Origin of the sequence: Parabacteroides faecis (genome assembly GCF_014647375.1) — a bacterium.
Classification (GTDB): domain Bacteria; phylum Bacteroidota; class Bacteroidia; order Bacteroidales; family Tannerellaceae; genus Parabacteroides; species Parabacteroides faecis.
Map to the genome: position 1 here is coordinate 302,801 of NZ_BMPB01000003.1, position 16,325 is coordinate 319,125.

Genomic DNA, 16,325 nt, shown 5'->3' on the forward strand with positions numbered 1-16,325 from the left:
TTTATAGAAGAAGCAGCCATAAAGGGACATTTTGCTGCAATTATTTCAATTCCGTCAGGTTCTATTTATAGATATTAGTAGACTTGCCAGCGGACTTATTTCCGGCATTTCAATTCCGTCAGGTTCTATTTATAGATACATGTTAAACATATCAGGCAACATCATCCATAATTTCAATTCCGTCAGGTTCTATTTATAGAAAAATAGCGAAGCACCCGAAATTCACATTCCAGAATTTCAATTCCGTCAGGTTCTATTTATAGCCGGACCCGGTCGGCAGAAAGTATGCTTTGAATTTATTTCAATTCCGTCAGGTTCTATTTATAGCGACACCGGGATAGCGGATATCATCAGCGTGGGAAATTTCAATTCCGTCAGGTTCTATTTATAGCCTTGTACAGTTTCAGATCGACGAAGGGGAACTGGATTTCAATTCCGTCAGGTTCTATTTATAGTCGTTACAAAAATAGCTATTATCAACGAAAATACAAGGCTTTTCACGATACTCACCTGGCATTTTTTTGTAAATAAAGTTGTCGACCCCCAATTATATAAAAATAACAGGGAATCGACAACTTATATTATTGATCTGATTTTCAGCATGTCAAAGAACGTCTTGAAACACAGAGAAGTTTTATATACTCACTTTTTACTCATAAAAACTGACATCGACAACTTTCATAAAAACTGATCAATACTAGATCGCTCTTTTCCAATCACTTCCCGATCCATCCACTTATCCCAGCGATTTGAAAAAATAATTAAGCTATCCTCATTCTTATCCATTATTTCTCCAGCCTGAATCTTCAGTTCTTTCAATTTAACATCGCTCAATTCTCCTTCAAATACAGAATTCTGAATCCAATTTAAATATTTTCGACAAAGACGAAGCATTTTTGCAACTCTTTTCTCTCCCATATCATATACAAGAATAATATACATCTACCACCACATTTTAAAAGGTTTATATTCTTCCATTCCCAATAAATGCTTACTAAGCTTATAACATTCCAATTTTACAAAATGCCTATAGCTGACATTACGTTTAAGACTACGATGCTGAATTGTTTCAGACATACGATCTTCAATCGCTTTAACAAAAACTTTTTTTCCTGCCTCATTTAAAATACATTTATTTAATGAGGTATTAAAATGTTTGCTTTGAAGTTCCTTTCTATTTAAAACTTTAAAAATTGTACGATCTACAATAATCGGTTTAAATATCTCTGCTAAATCTAAGGCAAGTGAATAACGACGCTCTCCCGGAGTATGCAAATAACTAATCGTAGGATTCAGTTGCGTCTGATGAATAGCTCGCAGACAAAAACTATAACACATCATATTCCCAAATGAAATCAAAGCATTAACCTCATTCTGAGGTGGCTGTTTGCTTCTCCCGTTCATTTGAAAATCATTCAATATCAAATTAAACGACTCATAATAAACCTGACGGATATTACCCTCTAATCCCATCACCTCCTGCACACTCTGAGCTTGGTCCAATTTAGAAGCATAACTTTTCATTTGTTCAATCATGGGCTCCATATCCTTCCCCCTACGATTATAATATTGAAGATTCTTTATCATATTATATGATGCTCCCTCAATGAATTTTTGTGCCACAACCAAACGTTTAGGACAATTTTCATAATTAGACGTTTGAGCTAATAACATTTTACCGGACAGCATATAATCTTTAGGCATAAAAGATCCGGTATAATTTTCATAATAATCAAAAAAGTGTACAGCGATATCATTTTGTCCTAAAAAATTAAACAAAGCACTATTTGCGACCAATGATCCGAAAACAAAAAATTCACTGACACCTTCTATAGGTATAAATCTAGGTTGCCCATCGTGTTCAAGACCATTTTCATCTTCTGTTACAGGAACAAACTTCAAAGTATTATCTTTTCTACTGAGTTTACCAGGATTAAATAAATAATAAGTTTTCTTCATATTTCATCCTCCTCCGTAATATAACAAAATTCATAATAACTACAATTTTTACATCGAACACTTTTTATAAGTGACGGACAATCCTCAGACTGAATAATTCTCTTGATTTCTGATACCATCCGATCTATTTCAACCACATCATCTGAACTAAGTTCTATTTTATGTGTCTTACGCTCTGTCGGATATTCCAAAATACCTGTCACACCCTCCATTCCATTTTTCAGTAAAACATACATATAGTATTTCAACTGCCAAATATGTGTTTGCTCAAATTTAGGAGATTTTTTAGTTTCATGTATAACCCGATTCTTATGATCATAAAAATCAATCTTAATGCCATCCAATTCTACTTGTTCATAGTTACTGTCACGTTGTAAATAAGTAGAATCTTCAATAAGACGCCCCATAGCCACATCATCCGAAGTATCTTCAAAACGAATATCATTGGCATGAAGCCACATTCTACGTTTACAATAGAAATAATAAGAAATCAATGTACCTGTTACATGCCGCATTATAGTAATAAGTTATTTGTTCCTAACTCTAAACCTTTTTCAAATGAATAATTATTCAAATCAGATAAGACGCGTATATCAAAATAAGTTTTTTCATTTCGATAAGCAGGAGCCACTTGATCTTTCTTCAAATTCAAACGCACATTTATTATCCTATCACTTAACTCCTTAAGTCTATTATTAATTTCTATCCGAACTTTTCTACTCTCTTCAAATCCTGTTGTACTTAAAGACTGTATCACTAAGTCGGCCAACTCTTCACAACTAAAATCATTTTCATCTTTTGGAATATAATATTTATACTGTTCACCAAACAGATCATTATCTATTAATTGAAACTCTCCCAAACGTTCAAACTCAGCATTATTGACACATTCAATCATATTTATTGATTTGTTTCCCTTCTTAAAATCACCTATAGAAAGAGAATCCCGAATAGAAGAAAAGAAATCAGACTGGACAGCATATAATTTATTTTCTTCTATCCCATCAGTAATATATTCCTTACAAAAACGAAGAAACTCTGCAGCCTCTCCTTTGTAGATTACTTCTGAACTAGCTTTTCCTTGTTCCTTTTTTAATTGGAAGAAATAAACATCTCCCATTTCCGGAAAAGTATTATTCCTATTACATCTTCCGGCACTTTGAATAAGACTTGGCAACGGACATAAATCCCGATATACTACAGGAAAATCAATATCAACACCAGCCTCGATCAATTGAGTAGATATCAAAATAACCTTTTCATTCGCATTCAAAAAGGCTTTTGCCATTTTTATTTTTTCACTCCGATCAGAAGGGGTAAAGTGAGTATTTAGTAGGATGACATGAGATAATTCTTCCAGTTTCTCATATAGCTCCTTTGTATCACCGATAGTATTCAAAATCACCAGACAAGATTTAGTCTGACTCAAAACATGGTCAACCAAATCCTGTAGCATAAATTTGTCATTATCTACCAAATGTATTTTATACCGATTAAACGTTTTATCCGAGAAATATCTTTCAGGAGTTATCAATTCTATTGGCTGATTATCAGAATATTCTTTAAACAACAGATATGGGTCAACCGATTCATCGGTATAATCCTTTACCGGAAAATCTAATTTGGGCATAGTCGCGGTAGACAATATAACATACGAATTATTTTTACGGCAAAAAGCTTCCAGCCATGCAGAAAAAAAGATATATAGACGTGGAGGCAATGCTTGCAACTCATCTATGAGGAATATTCGATTTGAGAAATTAGGTAATTTCAATAGCGTTGCATTCTTATTACTTACCAGGGTTTCAAAAAATTGAACAAAGGTTGTTATAATAAAAGGATGGTCAAATGAATGTTCAGCAAAATCTTGTTGAAGTATCTTTTGCAAATTTTCTAAAGTCGGATTTACCTCATACAGCTCCAAGGCTGTAACCAATTCTTGATTATTTACTTTCGAATTCACTGGCAAATAATCAATACCATCTTCATCCAATATCCGTTGAACTTGTTCGGTGATAGAGAGGAAAGGTAAAGCATATATGATACCCAACGGTCCTTTTTGACGTTGTATTTCTTTAGCAACAGATAATAACGTATAAGTTTTTCCCGCACCAGTTGGAGCTGTTATAGTGAATACTCTCCCGGATGATAATAAATGGCGAGAAATATTCTTTGTAGCCTCTACCCGAATGGCCGTTCTCAAACGATTTAAATCAGATGAAACTGGCCCTTGATCAAACAGTTGAAATTTCCGAGCTAACGCCAAATCCATATCTTCGATAGCCTGTGGAATCCGATCCTCAAATTGATACCAAACATTATTTCCGGCATCTCTTTTATCTGCATGTATTAACGATGCAAATCCGAATTGGGTATCCATAAAATACTGCAAAGCATTTACACGCCAAAATTTCAAGTGTAGATGTTTTACAAACCTACTAGAATTTTGAAAGTCAAATTCATCATAATTTATTGAAAACAGGTTATGTTTGATTGACAATTGCTTGGACAGAAAGGAAGAAAACGGCAACTCATTCTTTTCGACAAACATAGCCGCATTAGTTATTTCTTCCCAATTCAATAAATCTACAAAATTAGGTAAATCTCCATGATGATGGGCTATCAATGCGATTACCTGCCGAAACTTAATCTTATAGTCAGAAGTATTTTCAGCCTTAAGCAACTGTCGGCAGGCTTCCCCATTTGTCTTCGCAAAATAAACAAATGCAAATACAGATAAATAAGAATGATTTGAATATCTCCCGCCATTAACACCTGCTAGTTTTTTCTGAAAATTAGGATTTATCTTTCCAAAATCATGAAAAAGAGCAGCCGCTTCAGTGATCGATAAAGAAGTATATTTGCGGGATTTTTCAATAACTCCGCAAATATGAACTTCTAATAGCTTGTCTATATGCGACCAATAATTCATATCAGACACCACTGTGTTTCTCCATTAAACAAATAATGTTCACCTCGAACCTTAATCGAATGACCGGCAGATGGATAAACGATTGAGACATAACCTTCAGGTAAGTTCCAGAAATCATTATTCTGAAAACAGGGTATCCGGTCAAAACCTATACGTAACGTATTCGTTTCCAATCCCTCCGGAATATGTTTGCTTGTAACAAACCCTTTTGTAGAAAACACACCATCGGCCACACATTCAATTTCACCGTCTTCCTCCCATCGGATTTCTGCAGGACAATTGTGTAATCCTAACACAGGATTATAACAAGCTTTTCCCTCCTTGCAATAATCGACAAATGATGTAAATAAAGCTTCCGAACGCTGATTAACAAGGCAAAGTATAACTTCATACTCAGGATTACGAAGAAACTCCATCTGCTTCGGTACTTTATCCCAATCATTTGTTGCACTTCGAAAAGTAAACCCCCATGATTGCTTCTTTACCTCATTCTTTACCTGTACCCCATATTTCAAGTCATCACACAAAATAGGGAACAGGCATCTCATTTCCTCCCGATTCTTACCAAGCACAGCTCCGATCATACCAACGAGTGCCGTCTTTGTTATCAAATCATGAGAGAGCGGATTATTATTGGTCTCAGATCGTCGAAACTGTGCCCAATTTCCTTTTATATTTAATCGAACACCTTTCATACCCCAGATTATTTTGTAAATATATCGATTGACTTGATTTTCTCATTTCCCAAAGCAAGAAGTGCATTTTTTATAGACTCTATTTCCGTATAGAAGCGTACTTCTTTCACTTTTGGGGAATCTACCACGGCTTTTAACCCATTAAAATCAAACTGAAAATCAGCCATTCCACGTATTTGCTCTTCTTCTTTCTCGGATGTTATCGTTACTAATTTATCGACACCATACAATTTATCATTCGGAGTATGATAAACAATCTGAAGCAACAGCACTGAATTCTGATTGGATTTACTTCGGGTATTTGCATTATTTATACTGTTCCAAAGTGCTTTAAACATTTCCTGCACATCTTCAGTAGTCAGTCCACTATTCTTTGCCGAATAAGGATTAATCCAACCGTGAATCTGATTAAGAGCATAAGGCACTACTGTTGTCGTACCAATTGCTCCCCCCGATTTATCTGCACTGGATGAAAAAACTGACGTATTTTGATGAATACGCAAATCGATCTTATTCATAGATGGATTAAGAAGAGCAAATTGTACCGGGCCTGTAATATTTACAGCTGCATCTTTTTCAGTGGAGATCCCACCGAATAAACGAACATCGATACAATGTTTTATTAAATTCAGTGCTTCCTCTTCCGGTTTCTTCTTATCTAATTTTTCACATTTATATTTTACTCTCAGAGATTTCATCCTGGCAGAAGAACCTGATTCTTTACTACCTTCTGCAATCTGTGACTTATCATTGAAAACATATATATCATATTTATCTTTCTCTATTTCATTCTGTTGAATAAAATAATCCCGGATAAAACGCTTAATACGAACGTCACTTACTAAAATACGTTTTGTTTCATCATCATAACGTTGTTCCCCTGTAAAAGGGTCACCATTAGGTATTGAATAAGTACTATCGTACCAAAAAAGAATTTCTGATTTTTCCTGTTGATTTTCCATTTATATTCATAATTTAATTAGCATCCGTTATTTCTTCTTTTTCCTCAATAGGTTTTCTCGAATCGTAATAACTTTCAAAAAAACCAAGTGAGCAATTATATTTGCTATACTTCTCTCCGCCAAAATCTTTAACGATATCAGCAAACTCCATATAGGCTTCTTTTACCCACTTTTTAGTCAAACCATGCATAACCAACTTTTCATTAAGAAAAGCAGCAAACTTTACCAACTCGTCCAACGAAGCTGTTCTCCGGGAAAGATTCCCTACATAAGATTTCTCAAATGATTTAATCGGACAATCTTTCTTCCATGACGCAAACTGTTGAGCCATTATACCTAGTTGTTTACCTAAAGCATAACTTTTTGAATCTTTAATCGTCATAAGCGTATTCTTTTTTTGTATTTTCATTAGAAAATAAAAATCATATTTCAGTAGATTAAAATTTGTATTATCGTTTCGGATATTATATTCTACCTTTTCCAAAAATGCAGGTAGCAAAATAGGATCTTCATAATAAGTATCCGTATAAATTTGAGGCAAAGCTTTCAAGATATGGGACTGGAACTTTTTCTTATCTTTCGTCACATCACCCAATAAATTCTGAAAAGAGTTACGGATATGATATTTAAAACCCTTAGCATTAGGAAATTCAGCATAAGCCATTTCCTCAACTTCCAGTCTACATTCAACAATCCGTTTATGAACCCTTCTTAATAGAGATTTCTGTACATCTGAAAATTCTATCAAGTCTGAAAAAACACCAGCCGGAGAAGCCGGAACATTTGTAAAAATGATATCAAATTTAACAGAGTCATCAAAATCGTTTCTCAATAAACCTCCAAAGGATGAATCACATGAATCTTCCTCATCCACAAATGTCATATCGGCTTCTTGCTTATCTTCCTGCTCCAATGTGTTTTTATCCCGTTCAAAAAAACAAACAACCATATCTGATGTCAGCTGCTCTGAATGAGGCAAAGCTATTATACCTATTCCTCCTATACGCATCAGTGGCTTCTCTGCTGCATTTCCCGCATACATTAAACTGATGATATCATCACGCGTAAACAAACGATTCTTATATCCTGTTTCTCCAAATCCGGGAGTAACACCACCCAATGTTTTATATAGATACTTATCCAACATAACCTTATCAGTATCCGGAAGGCGTTTTACAAGACTTTCCGTCAGAATAACATCTATATTATCAACTATACCATCCATATCTTGCCAGCTTTTCCCTTCGAAGTTAAAGTGTAGCACAACAGAGGTCTGATTTTTAAGAAATTGCTCAATATATTCAGCCTTTCTCCTGAATTCGGAACGAAACTTTTGAATAAATGGATTATCCATACGGCTTGCAGCATCTTCGCTCAACCAAAAAGAAGATTTCTTTTCTACAATTCCATTTTTTTCTTTATCAGCCCATGTTCCATACATCCTATAATTTCCGCCTTCTACCAGCATCCCCTTTTTATCTTCATAACAAGAATATACCAAATCTCCTAACAAGTAACGCTTGGAAGAATCTTTTTTCGATGTCTTGAAATTTAGATAATAAATAGACTTGATCTTATCTTCGTCTATAATACGTGACATAGAATCGAAGTCAAAAGAAAAACGATCCCCATCATCAACAACATTCACTTCATAGAATGTGGTAGTAATGGTATTTCCTTCTTTATCTTTCTTCTTTTCTAACGCTTTTACGTCATTTATCGCCCAATTTATCTGATCATGGTATTTCCACGCTTTTTTGGTTTTACGATAGAATTGACCTATTTTTATTACTGTATCTAAGCTCATAATATATCATTTTAAGGATGATTTATTTTCTCTACCATTCCAAAGCCACTACTACCTTTTTCTGCAATTCCTGATTCATACATTATATTCATTAATTCTTTTGGTCCCTTCATTCTGAATTTACAAAGAAAACCTTTGACCCTTGTTTGTTGAGAAGTATCCGCTTTAATTGTTATTAATTTAGGTTTAGGCTCATTTGTTACAATAAAATCATAATTCAGTACACCTTGATAAGGTTTTCCATAATAAGCCACATACCGATTAAGCAAACTCACTAGAATAGCACCTTTCGCATAAGGATCTGCAGGAGAAAGATATACCGTTTTACCATTTTCCTCTCGACGGGAAATGCACATGGGTGATAATGTCTTAAACTCAGCTTCCTCTTCGCAGTTCAAAGCAGGTAACATCTCTACACTCTGTACCTTGAATTGAACAACGTTCTGCCTATTACCCAATTGAAATGTTTGTTCCATAAAAATACCTTGAATAAATTGCCGTGTTGATTTTTCGGGAAGGAAAGATATATACCATTCTACTGTATCGCTGTTTATATACAGACACCCATGCTCCTTATCCAACCCTAGAGACGGTATAATCAAAGATGAATATGTGAATAGCTTGAATTGTTTTCCCTCCAGTTCAAACCCATTATCATGTAACCAGTTTGCATAAGATTCATTCGACAACGAAAGAATTTTGTAGATAACCGCCATCTGCTCATACTGATAATTAAAAGGCAAACGATTCCCGTATTTCTTGTCAACTTGTAATACTATTTTAAATCTCATTGCGTTTTCTTTTGACTGTAAAGCTAAGTAATTAACATACCCGATATCCTAAATCGTATATGTTAATAAACACAAAGGCTCCAGTTCTATAAAGAACCAGAGCCTTTTCATATTCAAATAGAATTATATTTAATTCTTAAATACCAGTCCATCCCCTTCCCGATCGATAATGATCGGACGGTTCTTATCGATCTTCATACCCAGTATCTCCTTCGACAGTTCGTTAAGGACATATTTTTGGATAGCACGTTTCACCGGACGGGCACCGAACTGGGAATCGTAACCTGCATCCGAGATAAAATCGACGGCAGCATCCGTAAAATTCAAGGCAACACCATTGTTAGCCAGCATCTTCTTCACGCTGTTCAACTGCAAGGTAACGATCTTACGGATCTCTTCCTCATTCAGCGGAGTGAACATGATGATCTCGTCAATACGGTTCAGAAATTCCGGACGAATGGATTTCTTCAGTAATTCCAGTACCTGGATACGGGTTTCATCGATCACTTTTTCGCGGTTGTCGGGCGTGATCTTCTCGAAGCTTTCACGAATCAGGGATGAACCCATATTGCTGGTCATGATGATGATCGAGTTCTTGAAGTTCACGACGCGTCCCTTGTTATCCGTCAAACGACCGTCGTCCAATACCTGCAACAGGATATTGAATACGTCCGGATGCGCCTTTTCGATCTCGTCGAACAGGACGACAGAATAAGGTTTACGGCGAATTGCTTCCGTCAACTGGCCACCTTCATCGTAACCGACATATCCCGGAGGTGCACCGATCAGACGGGTCGCACTGAATTTCTCCTGATACTCGCTCATATCGATACGGGTCATGCTGTTCTCATCGTCAAACAGGTATTCAGCCAACGCTTTGGCAAGTTCTGTCTTACCCACACCGGTCGTACCGAGGAAGATGAACGAACCGATCGGACGTTTCGGATCCTGCAATCCGGCACGGCTACGACGCACCGCATCCGCAATGGCTGTAATAGCCTCTTCCTGACCGATCACACGGGTATGCAATTCGTCTTCCAGGCGGAGTAGTTTGTCGCGTTCGCTCTGCATCATCTTGTTGACGGGAATACCGGTCCAACGGGATACCACATCGGCAATGTCTTCGCTGTCGACTTCCTCTTTGATCATGGCGGCAGCCCCCTGCATGGTGTGCAGCTTGGCCTGTATTTCCTTGATCTCTTCTTCTTTCGCCTGCAGTTTACCGTAACGGATCTCAGCTACTTTGCCGTAATCGCCTTCACGTTCTGCCTTATCAGCTTCAAACTTCAGGTTCTCGATGTCGATCTTATTTTGCTGGATCTTGTTGATCTGTTCCTTTTCGCTTTCCCACTGGGCTTTCTGTTTCTTTTCTTCTTCTTTGAGGTTGGCGATTTCCTTGTTCAACTGTTCCAGTTTCGTCTTATCGTTTTCACGTTTGATGGCTTCGCGTTCGATCTCCAACTGTTTAATACGGCGGGAAACTTCGTCCAATGATTCGGGTACCGAATCCACCTGCAAACGCAGACGGGCAGCAGCCTCATCCATCAGGTCGATCGCCTTATCCGGCAGAAAACGGTCGGTAATATACCGTGTCGAAAGCTGGACGGCAGCGATAATGGCATCGTCTTTAATACGTACCTTATGATGGTTTTCGTACTTCTCTTTCAGACCACGCAGGATAGAAATAGTATCCAGTTCATCCGGTTCTTCGACCATCACAACCTGGAAACGACGTTCCAACGCTTTATCTTTTTCAAAATATTTCTGATATTCATCCAGTGTCGTTGCACCGATAGAACGTAATTCACCACGTGCCAACGCAGGTTTCAGGATATTGGCGGCATCCATAGCCCCATCACTCTTACCGGCTCCTACCAATGTATGGATCTCATCGATGAAAAGGATGATCTCGCCTTCCGACTTGGTCACCTCGTTGACTACGGATTTCAACCGTTCCTCAAATTCTCCTTTATATTTGGCACCGGCAATCAATGCACCCATATCCAGGGAGAAGATCTGTTTTGATTTCAGATTCTCCGGAACATCGCCACGAACGATACGGTGTGCTAAGCCTTCAGCGATAGCTGTTTTACCGACACCCGGTTCACCGATCAGGATCGGGTTGTTCTTTGTACGACGGCTCAGGATCTGAAGTACACGACGGATCTCGTCATCACGGCCGATCACCGGGTCGAGCTTGCCGCTACGGGCACGTTCGTTCAGGTTGATGGCGTATTTATTCAGAGAGTCGTACGTGTCTTCTGCCGACTGGCTCGTTACTTTATTTCCCTTACGCAATTCCTCGATCGCTTTCTCCAGTTCTTTTTCCGTAACACCGGCATCTTTCAATATCTGCGAAGCCGTACTTTTTACGGTGAACAAAGCGAGAATGATATGTTCCAGAGAAACATACTGGTCACCCATCTTACCGGAATAATCGATTGCTTTCTGCAAAACGGCATTCGATTCGCTCGACAGATAAGGTTCGCCACCGGATACTTTCGGATAGGATTCTATCTGACGATCCAGCACCATGTTCAGATTCTGGATATTCACACCCAGTTTCTGGAAGAGGAAGTTCGTGATACTTTCACCCGTCATAATGACAGCCTTCAGCAAATGAACAGGTTCGATCACCTGTTGGTTATTCTTCTGAACCAACTGCACCGCCTGCTGAACAGCCTCTTGTGATTTAATTGTAAAATTGTTTAAATTCATACCTTATATTACTTTCTTGTTATCTTCTTTATTTTTAACTTTCACTGATAACTCTACAAAATAAATACCATAACAAAAATAAGTCATTTTGTCAGTATTATTACTACACATTTTGCACTTTCGGTAAGAAAACAACAAGAAAGCAAAAAAGGTTTGCGCAAAAGCAGGATTACTCCGGATTAGCCCATTCAGAATTCCATCTTATAACTGATAAAAGGAATCATACTGTTGAAATAAAAATCCTCTATCTGCTGTGTTGCCTGGTTGTATGACTGCCCCATATATTGTTTTCCTATCAGGTTTTTCACCTGGATAGCAACGGTTCCGGAACATCTTCGATAATTCACCCGGTAAGTCAGGGAGATATCCGATACGGGGCTGATACCTTTGCGACGATGGATAAACGGCGTAGACTCGTCATACACAATATCTTGCTGCTCCAATGTCGCTTTCAGATCGACCGGAGAAGTCGGACGGTGACCCGAAAGGGCGATACGGGCATTCAGTCCCAAGACTCTATTTAAGCCATTCTTCCGGCGGAAAGTAAATTCTTTTCCTCCCAGGATATTTGCTACATACCGCGTATTGAACAGCGTATTATGCCAGTCGCCCTTATCATCTTTATAACGGGAGTCGAAAAGCGAGAAGGTCACCATGTAATAGTATCCCGATTGCAGGAAGCGCTCCAGGGTAAAATCGATACCGACATTCATGCCTTTACCCGTGTTCACGAAAGGTTGGTAGAACAAAGGAGGCTGCACGGTGAGGTTAATGGTAGAAAATGTTCCGCCCTGCAATACCGGAACATTATACAAATATTGAAAATAAGGTTCGACTTTGAGCCTTAGAAGCGGAGAGATAGCCCAGTTATAACTCAATACATTATGTAAGGAACGTGTCATCTTCAGGTCTGTATTGGGCGTAGTAATACCTCCGTTTGCCGCAGGGACTTCCATAAAATAGAAATAGAGAGGTGCTATCTGCGAATGAAGTCCCGTACCCAGCATAAGAGAATGATGGCTGTTGAGAGTCCATTCAACGGAAAGACGCGGTTCAATAGCAAAATCTCCGTTCAGTGCAAATAAGGTTGTATTGAGACCGCCGGTCAGCGAGAAAGAGCGGTTGAAAGCATATTTGGTCTGTGCATAGGCTTGCAACAACTGGGTATTACTGTGTTTATTTGCAACAGTTTGCATACTCCTTTCATCATCCGATTTCCGGTAATCGATCTTATCGAATAATTGATCCCAACGGATGCCGTAACGACTGTGCCAACGGGAGGAATGACGATGATTGAGCCGGGAGGACAACGATAGTTTATAACTCCGGTTCAAATTATCGATATCGGGAATGGAAGTAGTCGGTTGCTCTACCCTGCGCCTACCGAATTCGAAATCCGCATCCGACAAAGTAGCCGCAAGCGTGGTGGACAGATACAGGGAAGAGTTGAACGACTGCTTATGGGAAATACCGGCTGCACCGGCCCGGTAGGCTATCTTCATATCCGAACTTAGGGAGACGTCCGTCCATTCAGCCGGATCGTCCTCCGCTTCTCTTTCCGACTGCGAGTTTCCTCCGATGCCCCATAGGGAAAATGTCCCCATGCGTCGTGTGGGCAAGATGATCTTGAAAGCTACATCTTCATAATGGATCGATTGCTTGCTGGACATTTCCGAGATGAAAGACTTGATAATACCCAACGTGGATACACGTACATTAAATAGATAAGACCCGTCATAGTCTTTCTTGAAAGGACCTTCGGCCGCAAACTCCGCACCTTGTATCCCCAACTGTGCCGTAAATTCGTGCTTCCTGTCATTCCCATTGCGGAACTTCATATCGAACACACCAGCAACGGCATTCCCATATTCTGCAGGAAATGCTCCGGTATAGAAATCCGAATTAGCAAGCATGGAACTACTGAACATCGTAAACAGACCTCCGCCCGGCACGTCATCACCACCATTGAAATGACTCGGGACAGGAATATCCACCCCTTCCATCCTCCACAAAACCCCGGAAGGAGCGTTTCCACGGATAATAATAACATTTGTTTCCGCCGACCCGGTCGTGACTCCGGCAAAATTAGCTGCCATACGCGCCGGATCATCCACTGCTCCGGCATAACGCCTTGCCTCTTCAACCGAGAAGGTACGTGCACTGACAGAAGCCATATCGTTCTGGGGAAGGTCTTTACGCCGGTGGGCAATGACTACCACTTCGTTCAGTGCCTGCCGGCTTTCTTTCATTTCGATAGCAAGGACCAGTTCTTTTCCGCTGGTCAGTTGCAGTTCGGTAAGTTGTAATGGTTCATATCCCAGATAAGAGAGTTGAAGATTGATTCGACCGACAGGTACACTGCCGAGAGAGAAATTACCTGCTGCATCGGTTGTAACGCCTGTACTGCTACCTGCTAACATAACGGTAGCCCCGATCAACGGTACTTTGGTTTCCATATCTACGATTTGTCCACGGACGGTTTGAGTAAGTTGTGCCTGAATGCCAAGGGGTAAAAGCAGGAGTAAAACTCCTGCAAATAGAAGGTGTCTTAAATAGTTCATCTTTGTTTATCGCGTTAATTAATCCGCGACAAAGGTAGATGGTCTCCGTTTGAAAGTTCTTGACAATTGTCAAGACTCATCCTCATCCGATAGTTTTCTTCGGATACGGCTCACAGTTTCGGGAGTTACACCGATCAATGAAGCTACATCTTTCAGGGTTAATTTATTCATGGAATGATCCGCAACTTTCAGTAATTTCTTGTAACGTTCTTCCGGCGTGTCACAACGAAAGGAAAAGATCAGTTCGTCACGACGAAAGAATAGTTGCTCGGCTATATGCCGTCCGAAACGCTGACCTTCCATACTATATTCGTAAAAGTCGATAACCTGCTGATAAGTCAACCTGTAAACGACAGCTTCAGAAATCGTCTGTATGGAATATCTGGCCGGAACATGGTTCAGCAAGGCATAATATTCCGTTACAAAGCCGTTAGTATTGAAGCCGATCGTCCGTTCCTCACCCTCTGCATCACAATGACTGAAACGAAATTGCCCATCCAATACGGCACCCAGGTAACGGCATGGTTCTCCCTGACGGACAAAGTACTCCTTGCGTTTAAGGTTCACGATCTCCCCCATTTCCATAAATACACCGGATAGCTCTTCAGAAATATTCAGGCGGGACACAAACTCTTTCAAATCAATCATACATACAAAGATATAGTATTATATTCGCCATACAATAAAAAAGATCGTGCACTGTGACTTTTTCACGCGCCGGGGTACTAATCCAATACAAACTAAAAGAGAAATGAATATGATAAAAGGTGAAGCAGACTTTCTTTCTGCGCTGGAATCGAACATAAGCATACTGATCAAGATCGCCCGGGTGTATGCTTATACCACGCACGACAGGAAAGACCTGATCAATGACATCATCCTCGAATTGTGGAAGTCGTACCCGAAGTTTAAAGGCGACTCCAAAATATCGACCTGGATCTATCGCGTCTCGCTCAACGTGGCGTTGAATGTCAAACGAAAGCGGGACAATAACAAAGTATTGTTTTTCGATGAGTTGAAGGTAGCGGACGGCAGTGATATCCTCGAAGTCCCGACCGACAACTCCTCTGAAATCGGCCAACTCTATCAGTGCATCGAAAGTTTATCGGAACAGAACAAGGCTATTATCCTATTGTATCTGGATGATAAATCATACGAAGAGATCTCTCAAATCCTCGGTCTGTCCAGGACGAACGTCAGTACACGTTTGAACCGGATAAAAGAGCAATTAAGAAAACAAATGAACCCCTATAAATGAATCGTTATGGAACTCGATAATATAAAAAACAGCTGGAAACAGGAAAACCAGCAAATTGCAGCGAATGTACATCTGAATAGAACAGCCCTGATGAAAAAGATCTCGGCAGAAACAAACCGGATGAAAAGAAAGAATCTGTTACTCTTATTGTTCAGAATCCCTTTCCCGGTAGTTATCCTTGTCATATTATTTTCACACATTCATATCCATAACATGGTTAATTTCTATATTGGAATAGTGTTGTTTCTGGCTTTTTCCTGCTTTGCTTCATGGGGACTGATAAAATATTATCTGAATCTGAGAAAGCTGGATATAACAGATTCATATCTTGAAAATAAAAAGACTATACGGGAACTGGAGTTATATAAACTGAATGTGACGAAAAGGAATTACTATTGCAGCCCGGTGGGAATAGCCGGTATTTTCCTGATGATCAATGCGCCTCTGTTTACTACTACCGAAGGGGCTATCATGTTACTACTTATCATGGCTATCATGGCTGCCTCCATATTCATAAATCTGAAATATGTCTTACCGGCACAGTTCAAACGGTTGAATAAGGAGATGGAAGAGATTCGGAAGATGGAAGAGGAATAGGCAAACTCAAATCCATTTGTGTGTTCGAATTAGCGATGTATAATC

General features: G+C 39.2%; 13 protein-coding genes and 1 CRISPR repeat array (1 of these 14 cut by a window edge). Of the genes, 2 read left to right on the forward strand and 11 right to left on the reverse strand.

Annotation, left to right across the window (positions count from 1 at the left end; all coding sequences use genetic code 11):
- Positions 1–455: direct repeats of the CRISPR family, unit length 29 nt; unit sequence ATTTCAATTCCGTCAGGTTCTATTTATAG (it extends 1,122 nt beyond the left edge of the window).
- Between the two features lie 223 nt (positions 456–678).
- The 11 genes from cas2 to IEY67_RS05665 all read right to left on the reverse strand — a co-directional run bounded on the left by cas2 (position 679) and on the right by IEY67_RS05665 (position 15,073).
- Positions 679–942 (reverse strand): CRISPR-associated endonuclease Cas2, encoded by a 264-nt coding sequence (gene cas2, locus IEY67_RS05615; RefSeq protein WP_122375703.1) that lies wholly within the window; start codon positions 940–942, stop codon positions 679–681.
- Positions 943–1,959 (reverse strand): type I-B CRISPR-associated endonuclease Cas1b, encoded by a 1,017-nt coding sequence (gene cas1b, locus IEY67_RS05620; protein ID WP_183669268.1) that lies wholly within the window; start codon positions 1,957–1,959, stop codon positions 943–945. It abuts the gene before it with no gap.
- Positions 1,956–2,474: a CRISPR-associated protein Cas4 gene (cas4, locus tag IEY67_RS05625; protein ID WP_183669266.1), complete on the reverse strand. Its 519-nt coding sequence runs from the start codon at positions 2,472–2,474 to the stop codon at positions 1,956–1,958. The genes cas1b and cas4 overlap by 4 nt, the downstream gene beginning before the upstream one ends.
- Complete coding sequence (gene cas3, locus IEY67_RS05630) at positions 2,474–4,891, reverse strand: CRISPR-associated helicase Cas3' (RefSeq protein ID WP_183669264.1); 2,418 nt, start codon at positions 4,889–4,891, stop codon at positions 2,474–2,476. The genes cas4 and cas3 overlap by 1 nt, the downstream gene beginning before the upstream one ends.
- On the reverse strand, positions 4,888–5,586 hold the full coding sequence (cas5, locus tag IEY67_RS05635; protein ID WP_122375707.1) for a CRISPR-associated protein Cas5: 699 nt from the start codon (positions 5,584–5,586) through the stop codon (positions 4,888–4,890). The genes cas3 and cas5 overlap by 4 nt, the downstream gene beginning before the upstream one ends.
- An 8-nt stretch (positions 5,587–5,594) precedes the next feature.
- On the reverse strand, positions 5,595–6,548 hold the full coding sequence (gene cas7b, locus IEY67_RS05640) for a type I-B CRISPR-associated protein Cas7/Csh2 (protein WP_122375708.1): 954 nt from the start codon (positions 6,546–6,548) through the stop codon (positions 5,595–5,597).
- Positions 6,549–6,561: 13 nt separating this feature from the next.
- Entirely contained in the window at positions 6,562–8,355 is a 1,794-nt protein-coding gene (locus IEY67_RS05645) for a hypothetical protein (RefSeq protein WP_147382556.1), read from the reverse strand.
- A gap of 11 nt (positions 8,356–8,366) precedes the next feature.
- Positions 8,367–9,146 carry a CRISPR-associated endoribonuclease Cas6 gene (cas6, locus tag IEY67_RS05650; protein ID WP_183669262.1) on the reverse strand — a complete coding sequence of 260 codons (780 nt, stop codon included), beginning with the start codon at positions 9,144–9,146 and terminating at the stop codon, positions 8,367–8,369.
- 129 nt (positions 9,147–9,275) lie between these two features.
- Positions 9,276–11,864, reverse strand: a complete 2,589-nt coding sequence (clpB, locus tag IEY67_RS05655; RefSeq protein ID WP_122375710.1) for an ATP-dependent chaperone ClpB — start codon at positions 11,862–11,864, stop codon at positions 9,276–9,278.
- 188 nt (positions 11,865–12,052) lie between these two features.
- Positions 12,053–14,425: a TonB-dependent receptor gene (locus IEY67_RS05660; protein ID WP_183669260.1), complete on the reverse strand. Its 2,373-nt coding sequence runs from the start codon at positions 14,423–14,425 to the stop codon at positions 12,053–12,055.
- A 69-nt stretch (positions 14,426–14,494) separates the two neighbouring features.
- Positions 14,495–15,073 carry a Crp/Fnr family transcriptional regulator gene (locus IEY67_RS05665; RefSeq protein WP_122375712.1) on the reverse strand — a complete coding sequence of 193 codons (579 nt, stop codon included), beginning with the start codon at positions 15,071–15,073 and terminating at the stop codon, positions 14,495–14,497.
- Between the two features lie 103 nt (positions 15,074–15,176).
- Between IEY67_RS05665 and IEY67_RS05670 the strand changes: the two genes are divergently transcribed.
- Positions 15,177–15,683, forward strand: coding sequence for an RNA polymerase sigma factor (locus IEY67_RS05670; RefSeq protein ID WP_183669258.1), 507 nt, complete (start codon positions 15,177–15,179; stop codon positions 15,681–15,683).
- Positions 15,684–15,689: 6 nt separating this feature from the next.
- Positions 15,690–16,280: a hypothetical protein gene (locus IEY67_RS05675; RefSeq protein ID WP_183669256.1), complete on the forward strand. Its 591-nt coding sequence runs from the start codon at positions 15,690–15,692 to the stop codon at positions 16,278–16,280.
- Positions 16,281–16,325 lie beyond the last annotated feature (45 nt).